Source organism: Rhodoplanes sp. SY1 (assembly GCF_046000175.1).
GTDB lineage: Bacteria > Pseudomonadota > Alphaproteobacteria > Rhizobiales > Xanthobacteraceae > Rhodoplanes.
On record NZ_JBEOMB010000112.1, the window covers coordinates 1 to 19,986 of the forward strand.

Genomic DNA, 19,986 nt, shown 5'->3' on the forward strand with positions numbered 1-19,986 from the left:
TTCCCGCGAAAGCGGGAATCCAGACCTATACGTCGGGCGGCCCCTGGGTCCCCGCCTCCGCGGGGACGAGCGGAAACAGGGTCTGGTTCATCACGACCGAAAAGCGCTCTAAATCGCGGCCTCAGCTCCGGGCGGCGGTCCGGCGGCCGTTGCGGCCGTTGCGCGCCGGACCCGCGGCGGCCGAGGTTCCGTTCGCCCCCCCGTCGCCGCCGGCGTCCGCATCGACGTCGCGGCGCGGGTCGCCGCCGTTCGTCGGCGCGCTTCCGTTCGTCGGCGACAGGCCGCCCGGCGCCGACAGGCTGCCCGGTGGCGACAGGCTGCTCGGCGGCAGCACCCGATCGGGCGGAAACCGCATCGTCACCGTGGTGCCCTTGCCGGGCGTGCTGGTGATGCTCAGGGTGCCGCCCATCGCCTTCATCAGCGCGATGCTGACCGGCAGGCCGAGGCCGCTGCCCTCGATGGCGCCGTCGCGCACGAAGCCGGTCGACACCGTCTCGGTGCCGATCTTCTCGATCGTCTGCGGCGCGATCCCGATGCCCTGGTCGGCGACCTCGACGGCGACGCCGCCGTCGTCGAGGGTGCGCACCGAGACGCGGATCTTGCCGGCGCGGTGCGAGAACTTGATCGCGTTGGAGAGCAGGTTGAGCAGCACCTGCCGCACCCGCAGCTCGTCGGCGCGCAGGCACACGACGCTCGCCGCGAAGTCGAACACCACGAGCACGCCGGCCTTGGCGGCCATCGGGCCGACGAAGCTGACCGCGCCGGAGACGAGCTTGACGAGATCGGACGGGATCTCGTGGAGGCGCAGCACGCCGGCCTCCACCTTGGCGATGTCGAAGACGTCGTTGATCAGCCCGAGCAGATGCACGCCGGAAACGTGGATGTCCTTCACGTAGGAGAGGTAGCGCTCGTGCGGCAGCGGACCGTGGATCTCCGACAGGATCGCGTCCGAGAAGCCGACGATGGCGTTGAGCGGCGTGCGCAGCTCGTGGCTCATGCGGGTGAGGAAGTCGGTCTTCGCGCGGTTCGACTGCTCGGCCGTCTTCTTGGCGCGGGCGAGCGACTCGCGTGCCACGTGGAGCTCGGTGATCTCGCGCAGCGTGGCGGCCCGATAGACGTCGCCGCCGAGCGTGAACTCGTTCAGCACGACGTCGAAGTGGCGCACCACGCCGTGCCGCGACAGGGCGATCTCGAAGCGTCGCGCCGCCTCGTCACGGCCGACGCCGAGCAGGTGGGCGACCAGCGGCTCGGCGTCGCGGTCACCCGCGATGAACAGCCCGCCGGCGGGCCGGCCGAGGATCCCGGCCTCGCTCACCTCAAGCAAGGCGCAGGCGGCCGGGTTGCAGACATGCACCAGGCCGCGATGGTCGGCGATGACGATGCCGTCGGTCGCCGTCTCGATCAGGATGCTGGCGCGGCGGCCCTGCTCCTCGGCGGTGCGTTGAGCGGTGCGCAGCTCGGTGACGTCCGAGAGCGTGAGGATGGCGCCACGGATGCGCCGCTCGACCCGATGCGGCGAGAGCTGCATCAGATAGAGCCGGTCCTGGATCTGGATCTCCTCGGTGTGCGGCGTGCCGGCCTTCAGCACCGCCTCGATCGCCTTGCGGATGGACGGCATACCGGCGGCGGTCGCCACGTCGAGCAGATGGTGACGGGCGAGATCGCTGCCGAGCCGCAGGATGCGGGCGGCGCGCTCGTTGCTGCGCACGACGTGGAAGGTCGGGTCGACCAGCACGATCCCCTCGGCCGAGTTGGCCATGATGCCTTCCAGCTCGCCGTTGGCCTCGGCGAGATCGCCGGTCTTCACCGACAGCTCGTCGTTGACCGTGGTCAGCTCCTCGTTGGTCGCCTGCAGCTCCTCGTTGGCGGTCTCCAGCTCCTCGTTCGAGGCCTGCAGCTCCTCGTTGGAGGCCTGCAGCTCCTCGTTGGTCGACTGCAGCTCCTCGTTGGAGGTCTCGAGCTCCTCGACGACGGTCTGCAGGTTCTCCTTGGTCGCCTTCAGCTCCTGCTCGAGCGCGGCGATCTGCTGGGAGGTCGCCTCGTCGGCATGCGCGGCCGCGACCTGCGGGCCGCGCGGCGCCGCCGCCTCGCGCTCCTCGAAGCAGATCAAGTAGAGGCGCTCGTCGTTGTGCTGGCGGTCGAGCGCATGGGCGGCGAGGCGGACGCTGCGCTCGCCCTCGCGGATATGATGATACTGGCCGTGGTGGGAGCCGTGGTCGCGCTGGCAGCGGTGCAGGAGAACACGCAGCTCGCCGCGCAGCGTCGGCTCGATGATGTTCATCAGGTTGAGGTCGACCTTGCCGCTGCCGCTGCCGATCCGCACGAAGCGGCTGACGTCGCCGAAGAAGTGCAGCGGCTCGCCGTCGTGCGAGATCAGGATGCCGGGCGGACCGTAGCGCTCCACCATGATGTCGCGGCCGATCCGGCCGAAATCCCGCTCGGGCGGCTCCACGTTGCGCCGTGGCAGGTGGCCGACATCGGGCGTCGGCAGCACGCCCTCGACGCGCGGCACGTAGTAGGGCCGGATCGACACGTCGCGGCGGCGGAACAGCTTGTGGCGGGCGTCGACCGTGACGTAGAGACCCTTGCAGGAGCCGAGCGACTCCGACTTGCCGAGGAACAGGTGCCCGCCCGGCCGCAAGGCGTAGTGGAACATCTTGAAGAGATGCTCCTGCAGCGCCGGCTTGAAGTAGATCAGGAGGTTTCTGCAGCTGATCAGGTCGATGTTCTTGAACGGGGGATCCTGCACCACGTCGTGGCGCGAGAACACCACGAGGTCGCGGACCGCCTTGTCGACGCGGAACAGCCGGCCGTTGTTGGTGAAGTGGTTGTGCCGCATGGCCGCGCCGAGATTGATGACGCTGCTCTCCGCGTATTCGCCGCGCCGGGCGTGGCTGGTCGCGGCGCCGTCGATGTCGGTGCCGAAGATCTGCACCTTGAGGGCGCCGATGCGGGCCGGCGACTTGCTGGCGAGGAGGAGGGCGATCGAATAGGCCTCCTCGCCGGTGGCGCAGCCCGGCACCCAGACCCGCAGCGGATCGCCGGGCCGCTTGTCGCGCAGGATCTTGTCGAGCACCTTGCCGAGCGCCGTGAAGGACTCCTTGTCGCGGAAGAACGCCGTCACCGAGATCAGGAAGTTCTTGGCGAGCGTGTCGAGCTCGTCGCGGTGCTGGTCGATATAGGCGACGTAGTCCTTGAGGGTCCGGACCTGCAGGGCCGACATCCGCCGCGCGATCTGTCGGCGCAGCGTCGCCTCCTTGTACTTGCTGAAGTCGATGCCGGTGTGGTGGCGGATGTAGCGGATGATGTTCTGGAACGTGCCGCCGCCGTCGCCGTCGCCCTTCTCGGCGAGCCCGAGATGGAGGTCGTGGCCCTGCGCGACCACGTCGAGCTTGCCGGCGATCTCCTTGGGCGTCAGCACCAGGTCGGCGCCGCCGGTCGTGATGGCGGCCCGCGGCATGCTCTCGTACTTGGCCGAGGTCGGCTCCTGGGCGAACGTGATGCCGCCGTGCGCCTTGACGGCGCGCAGGCCGTTGGCGCCGTCCGAGCCGGTGCCGGAGAGGACGATGGCGATGGCGCGCGGACCGAGCCCGGCCGCCAGGCTGGTGAAGAAGTGGTCGATCGACGGCTTCGGCCCGACGCCCTCGAGCGGCGCGCGCAGGACGAGCTTGCCGTTCCGGTAGAACACGTCGCTGTTGGGCGGCGCGATGTAGATGGTGTTCGGCTTCACCGTGACGCCGTTGTCGATGGCGACGACCGGGATCTTGGTCTCGCGGCCGAGCAGCTCGACCATCATGCTGCGGTGCTGCGGCGACAGATGCTGGGCGACCACGAAGCACAGGTTGGACGAGCGCGGCAGCGCGGCGACGAACGGGCGCAGCGCCTCGAGCCCGCCCGCCGAGGCGCCGATGCCGACGACGTAGAGCCCGGTCTTCGTGTCCGCCGGGGCAGGGGCATCCGCGGTGGCGGCAGGGCGCCGGCTGACGCGCTTCGGCCGCGCGGCCGCCGGCACGTCCGACGCGGCCCCGGTTTCAGTGTCCGGCTTTGTCGTCACACGGCTCGATGTCTTGCGCGGGGTGTCGGAGGCACCCGTCTTGTCGCGACCGGAGCGTCGCGTCGGCAGCGCACGTCGACTCATCGGGATCTCCCGCCGCGCCGGATTTCGATCACACCGACCTTCGACCGCAGGTGTACAGCAAACCCACCGCACCAGCCGCGAGACTAGTGCGCTTACTAGAACGGATGTTGATCGAGCAGAAAAATACCTTCTGACTAATGGCGTGTCCTACGTAGGTCCGCGTATCTTAAGTAGCAATGCGTAGAAAAAGAAGTAAAAATAACGTGGATTGTCGTGACGTTAGGCAGGATTTACGACCTGCCGGCAGTCATTGTGTAGCAGCACGGTGATGCAACCTGGGCGATGCTGGACGTTCGGCGAGGCGGCTTTCTGTCGAGAGCTTGGCGCGGCGTTCCGATTCGCCGATTCGGGCCGACGCTCGGGCTCGTGTCGCGGACGCCTCACGGCCCGTGATGCGGACGCCTCACGTGCAATCGCCCTCACCGGCGGGGCCTCGCAGACCTGCTCTGTCGTCGGCGCCCGAGCGCGAAGCCCGGCGCCCGAGCACGAAACCCGGGACGCAGACGCCCGGTCCATCGCGGGCGACCAACGCCGGCGACTCCCGAACCCCGCGGACCAGTCGATCCGGGCCGCGGAATGGCGGCTCGCCCGAGCCCCTCACATGCGGGAGACGGTCGCCGGATCGCCGGCCTTCTCGGCCTCGCTGACCGGGGCGACGGCGGCGGCGAGCGTCGGCAGGATGTCGTCGACGCGCTCGCACACGCGGTAGTTCATCAGGCCGCCGTTGTGGATGAAGCCGGCCGTCCGCATGGTCTGCAGGACGGTGACCAGCGGCTGCCAGAAGCCGCCGATGTCGGCGAGCAGGATCGGCTTCTTGTGGCGACCGAGCTGCGCCCAGGTGAGCTGCTCGACCAGCTCCTCCAGCGTGCCGATGCCGCCCGGCAGCGCCACGAAGGCGTCGGCCCGATCGAACATGATCTGCTTGCGCTCGTGCATGTCGCGGGTGACGACCAGCTCGGTCGCGCGGTCGAACTGGTTCTCCTTGGTGCGCAGGAACTCGGGGATGACCCCGACGACCTCGCCGCCGTGATCGACCACCGCATTGGCCACCGCGCCCATCAGGCCGTTCGAGCCGCCGCCGTAGACGAGGCCGATGCGGTGCTCGGCCATCAGCCGGCCGAGCCGGCGGGCGGCCGCGACATGGGCCGGGTCGGACCCCGGGCTCGAGCCGCAATAGACGCAGATTCTTCGGATTTTGCTCATGCTTTGCATCTGGCCCCGCGGGCGGCGCGCGTCAAGGCCGCAGCCTCCGGCGGTGCGCCGCAGGACCGGCCGCGCCGTGCGGTCGCACGGCCGCGCCATGACCCGGCCGCGCCGTCGCATCGTCGCGCGGTAGCGGGCCGTCCCCGTCGGCGCCCGGCCGGCGCCGGCGGAAGCGGCTGCACTTCCAGGCTGGAACGCTTATATGGAATGCGGCGGCGCCCGGCCGCCTCCTGCCGGTCGCGACGTGGCGTGGCCGTGCGCTCCGCCGACGTGCCATCCGAGCGTCGGGCTCCTTGCCCGCTCGCCGACCGAACCGAGACTCGATGAGACATTCCGCGCCCGACTCCCGCGACGCCGCCGACAGCGGCCGGCTGTTCGCCACCATCGTGGCGCTGTGGCCGTATATCTGGCCCTCGGATCGGGCCGACCTGAAGGCGCGGGTGGTCTGGGCGCTGGTGCTGCTGCTCGGCGCCAAGCTCGCCACCATCCTGATGCCGTTCACGTTCAAGTGGGCGACCGATGCGCTGACCGAGACCGGCGCGCCGGCCGGCACGGCGACGACGCTCGCCTGGGTGCTGGCGGCGCCGGTCGCCCTGACGGTCGCCTATGGCGGCAGCCGCATCCTGATGGCGGTGCTGACCCAGGCGCGTGACGGCGTGTTCGCCAAGGTCGCCATGCACGCGGTGCGCCGCCTCGCGATCCTCACCTTCGAGCAGATGCACAAGCTGTCGCTGCGCTTCCATCTGGAGCGCAAGACCGGCGGGCTCACCCGCGTGCTCGAGCGCGGCCGCAACGGCATCGAGACCATCGTGCGGATGGTGCTCCTGCAGCTGGTGCCGACCATCGTCGAGTTCGGCCTGATCGTCGGCGTGCTGCTCTGGCAGTTCGACTGGCGCTACGTCGTCACCATCGTGGTCACGGTGGTGCTGTACATGGCCTACACCTATGTCGCGACCGAGTGGCGGATCGGCATCCGCCGCAGGATGAACGACAGCGACACCGAGGCCAACACCAAGGCGATCGACTCGCTGCTCAACTACGAGACCGTGAAGTACTTCTCGGCCGAGCAGCGCGAGGCGCTGCGCTACGACCGCTCGATGGCCCGCTACGAGGACGCGAGCGTCAAGGCCTACACGTCGCTCGCCGTGCTCAACGCCGGGCAGGCGGCGATCTTCTCCATCGGCCTCACGGTCGTGATGGCGATGTGCGCGATCGGGGTGAAGAACGGCACCCACACGATCGGCGACTTCGTCATGATCAACGCCATGATGATCCAGCTCTACCAGCCGCTCAACTTCATGGGCATGGTGTATCGCGAGATCAAGCAGGCGATCATCGACATCGAGCAGATGTTCCGCATCCTGAAGCGGGAGACCGAGATCGCCGACGCGCCCGGCGCGGCGCCGCTCGCCGTGCCGGCCGGGACCATCCGGTTCGAGGACGTGCGCTTCGCCTACGATCCCGACCGGCCGATCCTGCAGGGCCTCTCCTTCGAGGTTCCGGCCGGCCGCACGGTCGCCATCGTCGGCCCGTCCGGGGCCGGGAAGTCGACCATCTCGCGGCTGCTCTATCGCTTCTACGACGTCACCGGTGGCCGCATCACGATCGACGGCCAGGATGTTCGCGCCGTGACCCAGGCGTCGCTTCGCGAGAAGATCGGCATGGTGCCGCAGGACACGGTGCTGTTCAACGACACCATCCGCTACAACATCCGCTACGGCCGCTGGGAGGCGACCGACGCCGAGGTGGAGGAGGCGGCGAAGCTCGCCCAGATCGACGGCTTCATCCGGATGGCGCCGAAGGGCTACGAGACCGAGGTGGGCGAGCGCGGCCTCAAGCTCTCGGGCGGCGAGAAGCAGCGCGTCGCCATCGCCCGCACGATCCTGAAAGGCCCGCCGATCCTGCTGCTCGACGAGGCGACCTCGGCGCTCGACAGCCACACCGAGAAGGAGATCCAGGACGCGCTCCAGCAGGTGTCGAGGAACCGCACCACGCTGGTGATCGCGCATCGGCTCTCCACCATCGTGGCCGCCGACGAGATCATCGTGCTGGACAAGGGCCGCATCGTCGAGCGCGGCACCCACGCGGCGCTGCTCGCCGCCGGCGGCCTCTACGCCTCGATGTGGAATCGCCAGCGCGAGGCCGAGGAGGCGCGCGAAAAGCTCGCCCAGACCGGCGAGGCGGAGGAGGGGCTTCCCGAGGCGCCGAACCGCAATCCGCCGGTGGCCGGCGCGCCGGGCGGCGACGACGGCCCGGATGCGCCCGCGCCGCGCCCCGCCGATCGGGCCGAGGCGGCGGAATAAGCCCTGATGGGCCGGCTGCCGGTGCCGGTTGCGCGCGACCATGGACGCAGCCGCGCGACCGGCGCGGCGATGTGATACGAACGGGTCGACTCAGACGGATGGCGGCCAAAGTCCAGGCGCGTCATTCCGGAAGCCGATCGCAGGTCGGCTGTCCGGAATCCATAACCCCGGTCGGCGTGTATGGATCCCGGGCTCGCCGCTGCGCGGCGCCCCGGAATGACGGACCACGATGGGCCGCACGCAAATTTCGAGAGCACCCATGTCCATCGTCGATTCGATCCGTTCCCAGCTCGTGCCCATCCATTCCGAGGGCTATCCGTTCGTCGGCGCGTTCGCGCTGGTCAGCCTGGTGTTGTTCTGGCTGTGGTCGCCGCTCGGCTGGATCGGCGTGGTGGCGACGCTGTGGTGCGCCTACTTCTTCCGCGATCCGCCGCGCGTCACGCCGCTGCGCGACGGCATCCTCGTCGCGCCGGCCGACGGGCGGGTGTCGCGGGTGACGCCGGCCGTGCCGCCGGCCGAGCTCGGGCTCGGCACCGCGCCGCTGCCCCGCGTCTCGATCTTCATGAGCGTCTTCGACGTCCACGTGAACCGCAGCCCGACGGCCGGCCGCATCGAGCGCATCGCCTACACGCCCGGCCTGTTCATCAATGCGGACCTCGACAAGGCGAGCGAGAACAACGAGCGCAACGGCTTCGTCATCGCCACGCCGACGGGCGTCAAGATCGGCATGGTGCAGATCGCCGGGCTGATCGCGCGTCGCATCGTCACCTTCGTGCGCGAGGGCGCGATGGTCGGGGCGGGCGAGCGGGTCGGCCTGATCCGCTTCGGGTCGCGGGTGGACATCTACCTTCCCGAAGGGACGCGCCCGCTGGTGGCCGAGGGCCAGACCACGCTGGCCGGCGAGACCATCATCGCCGATCTCAAGACCGCCGATCCGGGCCGCACCTTCCGGGTCGGGTAGGGCCGACCGAGCCGACCAGCTCGGCTGATCAGGCGGCGCGGCGTGGCGCCTGGGCCGCGGCGCCCGACGCCCTCCGGGCTGCCTCGCGCAAGACCGGTGGCGGTCGTCCACCTTGGAATGCCTCCAAAGTGATCGACGATTCCGGAGTCTCGCCCGACTACGGTATCTGGATACGCATTGCCAATCGCCCTGCGATGGCTGAGAACAGACCCGAAAGGCATCGGGGCGACTGCAATAAACAATAATCAATAGATCGACGGACGGCAGGTCGAAGACCTGGCATCGTCCGATCGGTTCGCGATCAAGAGAAAACGAGTCATGACGACGTTCCGGATCCGTCGAGAGGTCCGGGCGCGTCCGCTTGTACGGTCCTGATCGCAGCGTATTCGAGTTTTCATTGTAACGCGGCCGCTCTCTTGTGGCTGCGCCGGGGTCCGGCGCGGCGGTGGACGATATTGCGAGGTGGGGCGATGACGCGAATGAAGTTCGACCATGACAGCCCGGTGGAGGCCCAGGCGCGGCGGCTGATCGAGGTCTTCGGGGCACGCGCTTACGGGGTGGCGCGGCGCATGCAGCGGCGGAACTTCCGCAAGCCGGAGCGCGCCCGCTATTGGGCCGCGGTCGCCCGCGCCGTCCGCCATGCGCGGGCCGACGAGCAGCGGGCGAGGGGCGCCGCGACGACGGGCTCTCCCGGCTCGGTGTAGCGCGACGAGCCGACGAGCGGCGCGCCGCGGTCGCGCCAGAGGCAGTCGCGTCGCCGACGAACCGTTCACCGCGACGCCGCGTTGCGTCGCGCCGGCATGGCGGAACCCGCCGCACCGGTCTATAGTTCGTCCGCCATGTCCCTGTTTCCTCCCTTCGATCCCGATCGAGACCGGCGTGGGTCGCGGTTCCGCGACGTCCGCCTCCGCGAGGCCCGCTTCCGCCGGAACTTCCGGCCGATCCCGGTCCGCACCCTCGTGCCGAACGTGGTCACGCTGCTGTCGCTGTGCGCCGGCCTGACCGCCATCCGGCTCGCGGCCGAGCTCCGCTTCGAGCTGGCGCTCGGCGCCATCGTGTTCGCCGCCGTGCTCGACGGCGTCGACGGCCGCCTCGCCCGCATGCTGAAGGGCACTTCGCGCTTCGGCGCCGAGCTCGACAGCCTCGCGGACTTCGTCAATTTCGGCGTCGCGCCGGCCCTGATCCTGTGGTTCTGGGGCCTGTCCGACTACAAGAACGTCGGCTGGATCGTCGCGATCGTGTTCGCGATCTGCGCCGGGCTGCGGCTCGCGCGGTTCAACGTCATGATCGACGACCCGAACCGCCCCGCCTGGGCCGGCAACTTCTTCACCGGCATCCCGGCGCCGGCCGGCGCCATCGTGGTGCTGCTGCCGATCTATCTGCAGTTCCTCGGCGTCGCCAAGTATCTGATCCCGATCCCGCTGGTGCTCGTCTACACGCTGGCGATCGGCCTCCTGATGATCTCCAAGCTGCCGGTGTTCTCGGGGAAGAAGCTCGGCACCCGGGTGGCGCCCGAGATGGTGCTGCCGGCGTTCCTGATCGCGGTCCTGTTCTTCGCGCTGCTGGTCAGCTTCCCCTGGGAGGTCCTGACCATCGGCACGCTGATCTATCTCGGCTGCCTGCCGCTCGGCTGGAAGGCGTATCGCCGTCTCGCCCGCGAGGACGCCGAGCGTGCCGCGACGGCCGAGACGACGACGGGATCGGCTGCCGCCTCCGAGCCTGCACCGGTCCCGGGCGCCGATGCGCCTCCGCCCGGTGCGACGTCCGCGGGCGCGACGTCCGCCGCCGGCCAGAACGAACGGCCGAGCCGGCTGAACTGACGCGGCTTCCGCCGACGTCGAAACACCCTCCGCTCATCCCCGCGAAAGCGGGGATCCAGGGCCGCATATCGTGTCGCCTCTGGGTCCCCGCCGTCGCGCGGACGAGCGGAATAGGGGCGGCGCCTGCTGTGGTTCCTCGCAGCCCGCAGCGACGGCCGTCACGGGCCGGTCGGCCGCAGCCGCATCGCCATGCGGACCAGCTCGGCCAGATTCCGGGCGCCCATCCGCTCCATCACCCAGGCGCGATGAATCTCGACGGTGCGCGGGCTGATGCCGAGCCGCGCCGCGATCTCCTTGTTGGACAGGCCCTCGGTCGCCAGCGTCAGCACCTCGTGCTGGCGCTCGCTCAGCGAGTCGAACCGGGCCTGCAGGTCGGCCAGGGCCTCGGCGTCGTGCCGGCTGGCGCGCCGCTTCGCCACCGCCACGCCGATCGCCTCGAACAGCCGGGCCTCGTCGAACGGCTTCTCGATGAAGTCGAAGGCGCCGAGCTTGATGGCGGCGACCGCCATGTCGACGTCGCCGTGGCCGGTGATCAGGATCACGGGCGGCGCCGCGGGCCGCTCGGCGAGGTGGCGCACCAGGTCGAGGCCCGACAGGCCCGGCATGCGCACGTCGGCGACCACGCATTCGAACGCCGAAGCGTCCTCCCCGGCCGCCACCAGCGCGTCGGCCGAGGCGAAGCGCATCACCGTCAGGCCGCGCCGTTCGAGATAGAGGGCGAGCGCGTCGAGCACGGCGGGATCGTCGTCGACCAGCGCGACGGGGCAGGGGTCAGGCATCGGACACCTTGGCGATCGGGACGGTGAAACGGACGAGCGCCCCGGCCGTGGGACGTTCCACGGTCAGGCGGCCGCCATGCGCCTCGACGATCGAGCGGCACAGCGACAGGCCGAAGCCGAGGCCGTCCGCCTTGCCGGACCCGAAGGTCGGGCTGTCGAGGCCGGGGAAGTCGGTCGGGAAGCCCGGCCCCGAGTCGGCCACTACGACGCCCACCATGTCGCCCGCCGCCGTCGCCGTGATGACGATGCGGCCGCGCGGCTCGCCGGTCTCCTCGATCGCCTCGACGGCGTTGCGGATCAGGTTGAGCAGCACCTGCTCGATCTGCAGGATGTCGACCATCACGGGCGGCAGGTCGTCGGCGATCTCGACCGTGGCCGTGACGCCGTGGCGGTCGAGCTCCGGATGCACGAGGTCGAGGGTCTCGCGCACGATGCGGGTCACCGCCACCGGGGCGCGGCCGGTCTGGTCGAGCCGGATCAGGGCGCGCAGCCGGCGCACCACGTCGGCGGCCCGCTGCACCTGGGCGGCCGCCTTCTCGGCCGTCTCGGTGACGGCGAGATGGTTCGGATCCTCGCGCAGCGTCTCGGCGACGAGCCGCGTATAGGTGCCGGCCGCGGTCAGCGGCTGGTTGATCTCGTGGGCGATCGCGGTGGCGAGCTCGCCCATGCTGCCGAGCCTCGCCAGACGGGCGAGCGAGTCCTGATGCAGGCGGAGCTGCATGGCGGTGCGACGGTTCTGGGTCACCAGCGCGCCGGCGACCAGTCCCGTCAGGGTCAGCACCAGCATCAGGGCCTGCAGCCCGGTGACGTCGATCTCCTCGCTCGGCAGAAGATGAACGCCGACGATCAGGCCGAGCTGGGTGAGCAGCACGCCGACCGTCACGGCCTCCAGGCCGCCCCGCACCGCCATCCAGATGATCGGCAGGAACAGGATGTAGAACAGCTGCGAGTGGTGGCGCTCGGCGAACACGAAGACGAGCGCCAGCGCGGCGAGCGTCGCGGCGATCTGCACGGCTGTCTCGACCGACACGCGCACGGAGCGGCCGCGGGTGAGCAGGATCAGGCCGAACGGCGCCACGATGGCGATGCCGATCATGTCACCGACCCAGTACTGCACCACCGCGGCGGGGAGCTCGGCGAGCGGCAGCAGCCCGCCCGCGACCGTGAAGCCGACATAGCCGAACGACACCACGGCGGCGCTGGCGCCGGCGACGACGAGCAGCAGCACGAGGTCGCGCATGGTGCCGAGCGTCGGATTGAACCGCAGCGGTGGCTGCAGCAGCACCAGGAGACCGACCGCGTAGCCGCCACCGATCACGGCCACGGTCCGCAGCTCGACCGTCCACGGCAGGGGCAGATGCCGCACCAGGAGATCGGCGAGGATCGGGGCGACGAACAACAAGGGGATGGTCCGCTGACCGCACAGCAGCACCAGAACGAAGCTCAGCCCGGTCGGCGGATTCCACGGCGTGATGCCGAACGGCGCGAACGGGTGCAGGTAGCTGACCCAGTCGAGCAGGACGTAGCCGGCGAGATACGCCAGCCCCAGCACGGGCCACGGCAGCGAGAGCACCTTCGAGAGCGACATCGGCAACGGGCGACGCGATGGATCGGGACGGGTGATCTGCACGGTCGTACCGCCGTTCGTCGCGCAATGCCGCTAAGGGTGGATACCTAGGGAAGGACCCCTCAGCATAGCACCCTAGGCCGACGTCACGAATTGCCGCGCGGCCGTCGCCGTCGCATGCCGGATGCGAGATGGGCGAACAGGTGGAGCGGCTCATGACCGGCAATGGCGCAGACCGTGAGGGTGCGGACCGCGACGGCGGGATCGTGATCCTGTGCACCGACGAGGGCACGCGCGACGTCCTCGCCTTCTGGTTCGAGTCGGCCAGGCACGGCGTGACGGTCGCCCGTGACGGCCATCAGGCGAGCCGCGCGCTGCGCGACGGCCGCGGCCGGCTCCTCGTCACCGACCGGGTGCTGCCGCCCTGGCCGGGGCTCGACACCTTCCTGGCGCTGCGGGCGCGCGACCCGGGTCTCGGCATCGCCGTGGTCGAGACGGGGGATCTCGACGATCGCATCCTCGCACGGGTGACGGGCGCCACGGCCTTGCTGCGCAAGCCGCTGTCGCGTACCGCCGTGCTCGCACTCGTGCCGACCGCGGCGGGGTTGCAGCCGGACTCCGGCGCCGATGCGCGGACGCAGGCGGAGCCTGCGCCGCCCGGGGTGTCCGCGGCGCGTCTGCGCACCGAGGGCTGAGGCCCCGCGATGACCGATCTCGCCCCGAGCACGGTCGAGCTGGTCGCGTCCGGGCTGTTCGGGCTCGCGCTCGTGCATACCTTCATGGCCAGCCGCTTCGAGCGCCTCGCCCACGGTCCCTCGCCGCATGCCGGCCTGTGGCACCTTCTCGGCGAGGTCGAGGTGGTGTTCGGCTTCTGGGCCATGGTGCTGCTCGTCTTCATGGCGGCGTGGACGACGCCGCACGACGCGCTCACCTATCTGGAGAGCCGGGTCTTCACCGAGCCGGCCTTCATCTTCGTGATCATGGTGATGGCGGCGAGCCGCCCGATCCTCGATCTCGCCGGCGCGCTGCTCCTGTGGATCGGCCGCAAGCTGCCGCTGCCGCATTCGGCGGCCTACTATCTCGCCGTCATGGTGTTCGGGCCGTTGCTCGGCTCCTTCATCACCGAGCCGGCCGCCATGACGCTGTCGGCCATGCTGCTGCGCCAGCGTTATTTCGGCCCGCACAGCAGCGAGGCGTTCCGCTACGGCACGCTCGGCGTCCTGTTCGTCAACGTCTCGATCGGCGGGACGCTGACGCCGTTCGCGGCCCCGCCCGTGCTGATGGTCGCGGAGCGGTGGGGTTGGGACCTCTCCTTCATGCTCCTGAACTTCGGGTGGAAGGCGGCGATCGCCGTCGTCTGCAACGCGGTCGGGGCCGCGATCGTGTTCCGGCGGGACTTGCAGGCGATCCCCTTCGAGGAGACGGCACTGGCCAAGCTCGAGGTGCCGCGCAGCATCATCGCCGTGCATCTCGCCTTCCTGATCGGCGTCATCGTCACGGCGCATCACCCGGTCGTGTTCCTGGCGCTGTTCCTGTTCTTCCTCGGCTTCACCGAGGCGTATCGGCGCCACCAGAGCCGGCTGATCCTGCGCGAGGGCCTGCTGGTCGGCTTCTTCCTGGCTGGGCTGGTGGTGCTCGGCGGGATGCAGCGCTGGTGGCTCGAGCCGCTCCTCTCGGTGCTGGATTCGACCGCGCTCTACTACGGCGCGACCGTGCTGACCGCGTTCACGGACAATGCCGCGCTCACCTATCTGGGCTCGCTGGTCGACCATCTCGACGCCGAATCGAAATACGCGCTGGTCGCCGGCGCCGTGACGGGCGGCGGCCTCACCGTCATCGCCAACGCGCCGAACCCGGCCGGCTACTCGCTGCTCAAGGGGAGCTTCCCGGAGGGCGGCATCAGCCCGGTGCGGCTGGCGACCGCGGCCTCGGTGCCGACCCTGGTGGCGATCGCGGCGTTCCGTCTGCTGCCGTGAGGGTGCGGGCCGGCCCCTGTTTCGGGCGAGATCCGGCCACGATTCTGGTCCACACCGGTGGCCCCCGGCCGCCGTCGCGGCCGCGCACCCGAAACGGACCCCCATGGCGCTGATCCTCTATCACATCGCTCCGTCCCGCTCGTCGATCGTCCGCTGGATGCTGGAGGAGATCGGCCAGCCCTACGAGCTGCGCGTCCTCTCGATGAGCAAGGGCGAGAACCGCGACCCCGCGTATCTCGCCGTCAATCCGATGGGCAAGGTGCCGGCGCTCGATCACGACGGCGTAGTGATCACCGAGGTGTCGGCGATCTGCTGCTATCTGGCCGACGCCTTCCCGCAGGCCGGCCTCGCCCCGCCGATCGGCGATCCGCGCCGCGGGCCGTATCTCAAGTGGCTGTTCTTCGGGCCGAGCTGCATCGAGCCGGCGATCATCGACCGCACCTTCAAACGGGCCCAGGAGGCGCCGCGCGGCACGCTCGGCTACGGCGACTTCGACACCGTGATGGACGTCGTCTCGGGCGCCCTGACGGCGGGTCCGTACCTGCTCGGCGACGCCTTCACGGCGGCCGACATCGTGATCGGCTCGCAGCTGCGCTGGGGCATGATGTTCGGGCTGATCCCGGCACGGCCGGAGTTCGTCGCCTATGTGGAGCGGCTGAACGCGCGGGCCGCCCTGCAGAAGGCGACCGCGCTCGACGCCGCGCTGAAGGACAAGGCCGGTTGAACCGGCCGCGGCCGTGGCGCGCCGACATCGCCATGCACGCGCCGACGCCACCCGACCTGCCACAGATCCCCGTCGTCGACCTGCGCGACGGCGGGATTTCCGCGCATGTGCGCCTCGACCCGGACCGCGCCCGCGGGCTGCGCGACGACTGCCTCGGCTTCTTCCCGCGCGGCGTCGCGCTCGCGATGCCGGCCGGCGACGCGCTGGCGCGCCGCTGGCTCTCCCGCTCCGCCTCGCCCTATGTCGACGAGATCGCCGCCATGGCGGCGACGCTCGGCGTCTCCGGCGTCTGGGTGCTCAACGCCTCGTATCAGTGGGCCTGCACGGCGGTGGCGCGCGAGGAGGGCGGGGCGCCGTGGCTCGCCCGCACGCTCGACTGGCCGTTCCCCGGGCTCGGCCGCCGGGTCACGGTGGCGCGCCTCCCGGGGCCGGCCGGGGATTACTGGAGCGTCGGCTGGCCGGGCTTCGCCGGCGTGCTGACCGGCCTCGCGCCGGGGCGCTTCGCCGCCTGCATCAACCAGGCGCCGATGCGCCGCCGCACCCTGCATCCGTGGCTGCGCCTGTACGACATGGCGGCCAACGCGCTCGCCGCCTGGCCGGTCCGCCACCTGCCGCCCGATCATCTGCTGCGCCGGGTGTTCGAGACCGCGACCGATTACGGCGTCGCTCGAAAAATGCTGGAGAGCGTGCCGGTGTCGCGTCCGGTGATCTACACGCTCGTCGGCCCGCGGCCGAGCGAGCGCATCGTGATCGAGCGCACCGAGGAGGGCGCGGCGACCCGTACCGACGACACCACGGCCGCCAACGACTGGTCGCCGCCGCGGCCGGCCTGGGAGGCCCGCATGCCGGCGAACGCCTTCCTGACGCGCTCCTTCGACGAAGCGGCGGCGATGAGCCGCGTCCGGCAGGACCAGATCGCCGGCTTCGACGGCGCGGTCTCGACGGATTTCGACTGGGTGGTGCCGCCGGTGCTCAATCCCTACACGCGCATCGGCGTCTCGATGTCGCCCGCGACCGGCGTGCTGCGTGTCGTCGGCTTCGAGGCCGACGGCGCCGCCCTGCCGCGGCCCGTGACGGCGGTGCGGGAGGTGATTTGCGAGACGGTGTGAGCGCGGGCGTGCCGGGGCACGAACCGTCGGTACGTGACGCCCGAATCCTGGCTTCCTGCTGACGTCCGCTCGTCCCCGCGAAAGCGGGGACCCAGGAGCCGCACGACCTGTGGCTCTGGGTTCCCGCTTTCGCGGGAATGAGCGGAGTGTGGGACAACGTCAGCGGAAACTGATCTCGCGGTGGTCGGGTGCCCGCGGCTGGATTTCGGGGCCTATCCCAGCACCTGAAGAATATCCTCGACCCGCTCGAGCACCAGGTCCGGCGCTTTCGCGCGAAGTGCCTTCACGTCGGCGTAGCCCCAGGCGACCGCGGCGCAGGCGAGGCCGGCGGCGCGGGCCGCCTCGATGTCGCGGCCCTCGTCGCCGATCGCGATCGTCGCGTCGGGGGCGACGCCGGCGCGCCGCACGACGTCGCGGAACTTCCTCGCCTTGCCGAACAGCGACGCGCCGCAGGCGAAATGCGAGATGCGCGCGACGTTCGCCGGCCCGAGCGAGCGGCGGACATTGGCCTCGACGTCCGACGAGACGATGGCGAGCGTGGCGCCACGCGCCTGAAGCGCGGCGAGCGTTTCGTCGACGCCCGGGAACAGCGGGATGCGGTCGAGCTGTGCCGCCTTCAGCGCGCGCATGTGGCGGATGATCATCGGCAGCTTCCAGCGCGGCACCGCGAGCCGGTCGAGGATCTCGGCCGTGCCGGCGTTGCGCATCGACGTGACCTCCTCGGGCGCCGTGCGACGAAACCCGTAGCGGTCGGCGACGTCGTTGAGCACCGAGAGGAACCACGGAAACGAGTCGAGCAGCGTGCCGTCCATGTCGAAGATGATCAGCTGATAGCGCACGGGCCAGCCGTAGCGCGGGCAGCCGAAGGCGTCAATGCGACGGACCGCGGACGTGGCTCTCCATGGGCCACCGGGGTGCGGCCGGAACAGAGTCGTGGCCGGGACATGCCCGGCCACGACACGGCGGCGAACGGCGCCGCTCACTTCGCCTTCAGGAGATCCTCGACCTTCAGCAGCACGAACTCGTTGTCGTCGGCCTGGTTCGGCTCGCGGCTCGACGAGAACGGCAGGTTGTTGTCGTTGCAGACGACGATGTGGGTCTCGTCGACCCGGTCGACGTTCTCGATGGTGAAGAACGGGAACGCCAGGACGCCGCCGGTGAGGGGCTTCTTCGCCTTCTTGTCGGGGTCCTGGATCTTCATCAGGTCGATGTAGCCGATCTTGCGGACCGGCTTGCCGACGGTCGCGTCGGACAGCTCGATCTTGTAGACGCGCTTGAACTGCGCCGGCTTGGCGAAGCAGCTCTCCGTCGCGGCGCCGGTCGAGCCGGCCGGGCAGGCCTTGTCGGCCGTGCCCTCGAGGTCGTCACGCTCGATGACCAAGCCGGCGGTGCCGTCGATCATGTTGAAGTCGCCGATGGCGTTGCCGTTCTGCTCGAACGGGTAGTACCAGAACCGGCCCGTGAACGTCTCGGCGGCGACGTCGAACTCGAGGATGCGCGCCGCCTGCTTGCCGTCGAGGTTCTCGAACTCCTTCTTGTCGGCGTCCCACAGCGGGCCTTCCAGGAGGCCGTAGATGAACTTGCCGTCCTTGGAGGCGGCGAAGCCCTCGTAACCCTTGGAGCGGCGGGCGTTGAAGGCGCCCGTCTGGTTCGGGGCGCCCGGGGAGGCGACGGCGAAGTGGTCGGGCGAGCGCACCGGCTTGCCGTCCGCCATCGTCTCGAACACGCCCAAGACCTTGCCGGTCTTGTCGGCCTTGATCAGGTAGGGGCCGAACTCCTCGCCGATCCAGATCACGTCGCCGATCGGCTGGATGCCTTCAGGATCGAAATCGGCGCCGGTGAGATAGCGCTTCTGCGTGCCCTCGTGGACGATGCGGAACGGCACCTTCTTGTCGGGATCGTGCAGGAACACGGTCTCCAGCCGATCGACCGTGCCGGTCGCCCAGTCGACCTTGTAGCGGTTGAAGAACAGCATCGCGTCCGGCGAGTTCGCCTTTGAGCCGAAGCCGTTGTCGGTGAGCACCAGGAACGTGCCGTCGGGCATCACCTTGATGCCCGAGTTGCCCTGCACGGGCTGCCCCTCGAACGGCAGCGCGAGGCCGGTCGGCCGGCCGTTCGACTTGCCCGGCACGCTGCCGATCGCCTCGACGCGCTTGCCGGTGGTGAACTTGCCCGAGACCTTCAGGTCGGCGGGCGCATCGGCCGGCGCGGCCACGAAGGTCCTGGCCGGGAACACGGCATGGCCGGCGAGCACGGCCGGAAATTCCTGCTGGGCGAAGGCCGGAGCGGCGAGCACCAGCGCGAGCGCGGCGGCGAGGGGAAGCGTGGTCGTGCGGGTCATGGAGACTCCTCGGTGGATGTCTCCGCACCTTTTCGACCGCGCCCGCTACGCCGGCTTGACGCGGCGATGACGAAACGATGACCGCGACCCGCGGCGCGGCCCTCACAGCCCGCCCGCGACCTTGAGCACCGTGCCAGTGACGTAGGAGGCGTCGTCGGAGAGCAGCCACAGCACCGCGCTCGCTATCTCGTCGGGCTCGCCGATGCGGCCCATCGGCACGCGCGCGACCACGCGGGCCGGGCGGCCCGGCTCGCCCGCCTTGGCGTGGATGCCGGTCTGGATGGTGCCGGGGCACACGGCGTTCACCCGGATGCCGGTCGGCCCCAGCTCCTTGCCGAGGCCGATCGTGAAGGCCTCGACCCCGGCCTTCGCGGCCGCATAGGGCACGTATTCGTTGGGCGCCCCTAGCACGGCGGCGATCGACGAGATGTTGACCACCGCGCCCGCGGCGCCGCGCGTCGTCCAGTCGCGCACGGCGCGCCGGGTGCACAGCATCGTGCCGATCAGGTTGACGTCGACGACGCGCCGCATCACGGCGGGCGTCGCCGCCAGGAACGTGCCGATCGGCCCGGTGATGCCGGCATTGTTGACGAGCGCGGTTGGCGGCCCGAGTACGGCCTCGACCGCGTCGAACAAGGTCTCGACCTGGGCCTCGTCGGCGATGTCGCACCGCACCGCGAGAGCGCGGGCGCCGACGGCCTCGAGCTCCGCCACCAGGGTCGCGGCGGCGGCTTCGTCGGTGGCGTAGCTGAACGCGACCGCCCAGCCGCCGGCGGCGGCGCGGCGCGCAATCGCCTGACCGATCCCCCCGGTGCCGCCGGTGAGGATCATGGTCCTGGGGCCCGTGGGGCTGTCGGTCATCGGTGCTCTCGTCGCATGCGGGGGACGCCGCGCGGTCGCGCGGCCGGGGCGAGGCGAGAAGCGTAGCGGAGACGCAGCGGCGCGGGAAAGCCGAAACCGGTTATGCGCCGCATCAGCGACGCTGATGGGGGCACGGCTGTTCTTCCCTCTCCCCGCCGCGCGGGGAGAGGGTGGCTCGCCGCGAAGCGGCGAGTCGGGTGAGGG

The 19,986-nt window shown here is 70.3% G+C and carries 15 protein-coding genes; 8 read left to right on the forward strand and 7 right to left on the reverse strand.

Annotation, left to right across the window (positions count from 1 at the left end; translation table 11 throughout):
- Positions 1-121: 121 nt before the first annotated feature.
- On the reverse strand, positions 122-4,138 hold the full coding sequence (locus ABTU92_RS23575) for a chemotaxis protein CheB (protein ID WP_408094060.1): 4,017 nt from the start codon (positions 4,136-4,138) through the stop codon (positions 122-124).
- 597 nt (positions 4,139-4,735) lie between these two features.
- Positions 4,736-5,341 carry a TIGR00730 family Rossman fold protein gene (locus ABTU92_RS23580; protein WP_408094061.1) on the reverse strand — a complete coding sequence of 202 codons (606 nt, stop codon included), beginning with the start codon at positions 5,339-5,341 and terminating at the stop codon, positions 4,736-4,738.
- Between the two features lie 323 nt (positions 5,342-5,664).
- On the opposite strand from ABTU92_RS23580, the gene ABTU92_RS23585 reads away from it, so the two are divergent.
- The 4 genes from ABTU92_RS23585 to pssA all read left to right on the forward strand — a co-directional run bounded on the left by ABTU92_RS23585 (position 5,665) and on the right by pssA (position 10,425).
- Complete coding sequence (locus ABTU92_RS23585) at positions 5,665-7,644, forward strand: ABCB family ABC transporter ATP-binding protein/permease (RefSeq protein ID WP_408094062.1); 1,980 nt, start codon at positions 5,665-5,667, stop codon at positions 7,642-7,644.
- Between the two features lie 229 nt (positions 7,645-7,873).
- Positions 7,874-8,605, forward strand: a complete 732-nt coding sequence (locus tag ABTU92_RS23590) for a phosphatidylserine decarboxylase (RefSeq protein ID WP_408094063.1) — start codon at positions 7,874-7,876, stop codon at positions 8,603-8,605.
- A 479-nt stretch (positions 8,606-9,084) separates the two neighbouring features.
- Positions 9,085-9,309, forward strand: a complete 225-nt coding sequence (locus ABTU92_RS23595; protein WP_408094064.1) for a hypothetical protein — start codon at positions 9,085-9,087, stop codon at positions 9,307-9,309.
- 135 nt (positions 9,310-9,444) lie between these two features.
- The gene (gene pssA / locus ABTU92_RS23600) at positions 9,445-10,425 is read left to right on the forward strand and encodes a CDP-diacylglycerol--serine O-phosphatidyltransferase (protein ID WP_408094065.1); all 981 of its coding nucleotides are present in this window, start codon (positions 9,445-9,447) and stop codon (positions 10,423-10,425) included.
- 158 nt (positions 10,426-10,583) lie between these two features.
- On the opposite strand, the gene ABTU92_RS23605 is transcribed toward pssA, so the two are convergent.
- Together ABTU92_RS23605 and ABTU92_RS23610 are read right to left on the reverse strand one after the other, a co-directional pair.
- On the reverse strand, positions 10,584-11,204 hold the full coding sequence (locus ABTU92_RS23605; RefSeq protein WP_408094066.1) for a response regulator transcription factor: 621 nt from the start codon (positions 11,202-11,204) through the stop codon (positions 10,584-10,586).
- Entirely contained in the window at positions 11,197-12,792 is a 1,596-nt protein-coding gene (locus ABTU92_RS23610; RefSeq protein WP_408094067.1) for an MASE1 domain-containing protein, read from the reverse strand. The genes ABTU92_RS23605 and ABTU92_RS23610 overlap by 8 nt, the downstream gene beginning before the upstream one ends.
- A 194-nt stretch (positions 12,793-12,986) precedes the next feature.
- On the opposite strand from ABTU92_RS23610, the gene ABTU92_RS23615 reads away from it, so the two are divergent.
- From ABTU92_RS23615 to ABTU92_RS23630, 4 genes are all read left to right on the forward strand, one after another.
- On the forward strand, positions 12,987-13,466 hold the full coding sequence (locus tag ABTU92_RS23615; RefSeq protein WP_408094068.1) for a response regulator: 480 nt from the start codon (positions 12,987-12,989) through the stop codon (positions 13,464-13,466).
- Between the two features lie 9 nt (positions 13,467-13,475).
- On the forward strand, positions 13,476-14,747 hold the full coding sequence (locus ABTU92_RS23620) for a putative Na+/H+ antiporter (RefSeq protein ID WP_408094069.1): 1,272 nt from the start codon (positions 13,476-13,478) through the stop codon (positions 14,745-14,747).
- A gap of 103 nt (positions 14,748-14,850) precedes the next feature.
- Positions 14,851-15,471 (forward strand): glutathione S-transferase family protein, encoded by a 621-nt coding sequence (locus ABTU92_RS23625; protein WP_408094070.1) that lies wholly within the window; start codon positions 14,851-14,853, stop codon positions 15,469-15,471.
- Positions 15,468-16,580 (forward strand): hypothetical protein, encoded by a 1,113-nt coding sequence (locus ABTU92_RS23630; RefSeq protein WP_408094071.1) that lies wholly within the window; start codon positions 15,468-15,470, stop codon positions 16,578-16,580. Before ABTU92_RS23625 ends, ABTU92_RS23630 begins: the two co-directional genes overlap by 4 nt.
- Positions 16,581-16,792: 212 nt before the next feature.
- Here ABTU92_RS23630 and ABTU92_RS23635 read toward each other — a convergent pair whose 3' ends face one another.
- The 3 genes from ABTU92_RS23635 to ABTU92_RS23645 all read right to left on the reverse strand — a co-directional run bounded on the left by ABTU92_RS23635 (position 16,793) and on the right by ABTU92_RS23645 (position 19,782).
- On the reverse strand, positions 16,793-17,419 hold the full coding sequence (locus ABTU92_RS23635; RefSeq protein ID WP_408094072.1) for an HAD hydrolase-like protein: 627 nt from the start codon (positions 17,417-17,419) through the stop codon (positions 16,793-16,795).
- A 140-nt stretch (positions 17,420-17,559) separates the two neighbouring features.
- A complete protein-coding gene (locus ABTU92_RS23640) occupies positions 17,560-18,921 on the reverse strand; it encodes an esterase-like activity of phytase family protein (protein ID WP_408094073.1) in 1,362 nt (453 codons plus the stop codon).
- Between the two features lie 102 nt (positions 18,922-19,023).
- The gene (locus ABTU92_RS23645) at positions 19,024-19,782 is read right to left on the reverse strand and encodes an SDR family oxidoreductase (RefSeq protein ID WP_408094074.1); all 759 of its coding nucleotides are present in this window, start codon (positions 19,780-19,782) and stop codon (positions 19,024-19,026) included.
- Between the last annotated feature and the right edge of the window lie 204 nt (positions 19,783-19,986).

Bases quoted from the DNA above. Each gene is read 5' to 3' on its own strand.
- ABTU92_RS23605 (WP_408094066.1), bottom strand. From the start codon at position 11,204: ATGCCTGACCCCTGCCCCGTCGCGCTGGTCGACGACGATCCCGCCGTG.
- ABTU92_RS23575 (WP_408094060.1), bottom strand. From the start codon at position 4,138: ATGAGTCGACGTGCGCTGCCGACGCGACGCTCCGGTCGCGACAAGACG.
- ABTU92_RS23615 (WP_408094068.1), top strand. From the start codon at position 12,987: ATGACCGGCAATGGCGCAGACCGTGAGGGTGCGGACCGCGACGGCGGG.
- ABTU92_RS23580 (WP_408094061.1), bottom strand. From the start codon at position 5,341: ATGAGCAAAATCCGAAGAATCTGCGTCTATTGCGGCTCGAGCCCGGGG.
- pssA (WP_408094065.1), top strand. From the start codon at position 9,445: ATGTCCCTGTTTCCTCCCTTCGATCCCGATCGAGACCGGCGTGGGTCG.
- ABTU92_RS23640 (WP_408094073.1), bottom strand. From the start codon at position 18,921: ATGACCCGCACGACCACGCTTCCCCTCGCCGCCGCGCTCGCGCTGGTG.
- ABTU92_RS23625 (WP_408094070.1), top strand. From the start codon at position 14,851: ATGGCGCTGATCCTCTATCACATCGCTCCGTCCCGCTCGTCGATCGTC.
- ABTU92_RS23585 (WP_408094062.1), top strand. From the start codon at position 5,665: ATGAGACATTCCGCGCCCGACTCCCGCGACGCCGCCGACAGCGGCCGG.
- ABTU92_RS23620 (WP_408094069.1), top strand. From the start codon at position 13,476: ATGACCGATCTCGCCCCGAGCACGGTCGAGCTGGTCGCGTCCGGGCTG.
- ABTU92_RS23610 (WP_408094067.1), bottom strand. From the start codon at position 12,792: ATGTCGCTCTCGAAGGTGCTCTCGCTGCCGTGGCCCGTGCTGGGGCTG.
- ABTU92_RS23590 (WP_408094063.1), top strand. From the start codon at position 7,874: ATGGGCCGCACGCAAATTTCGAGAGCACCCATGTCCATCGTCGATTCG.
- ABTU92_RS23595 (WP_408094064.1), top strand. From the start codon at position 9,085: ATGAAGTTCGACCATGACAGCCCGGTGGAGGCCCAGGCGCGGCGGCTG.
- ABTU92_RS23645 (WP_408094074.1), bottom strand. From the start codon at position 19,782: ATGACCGACAGCCCCACGGGCCCCAGGACCATGATCCTCACCGGCGGC.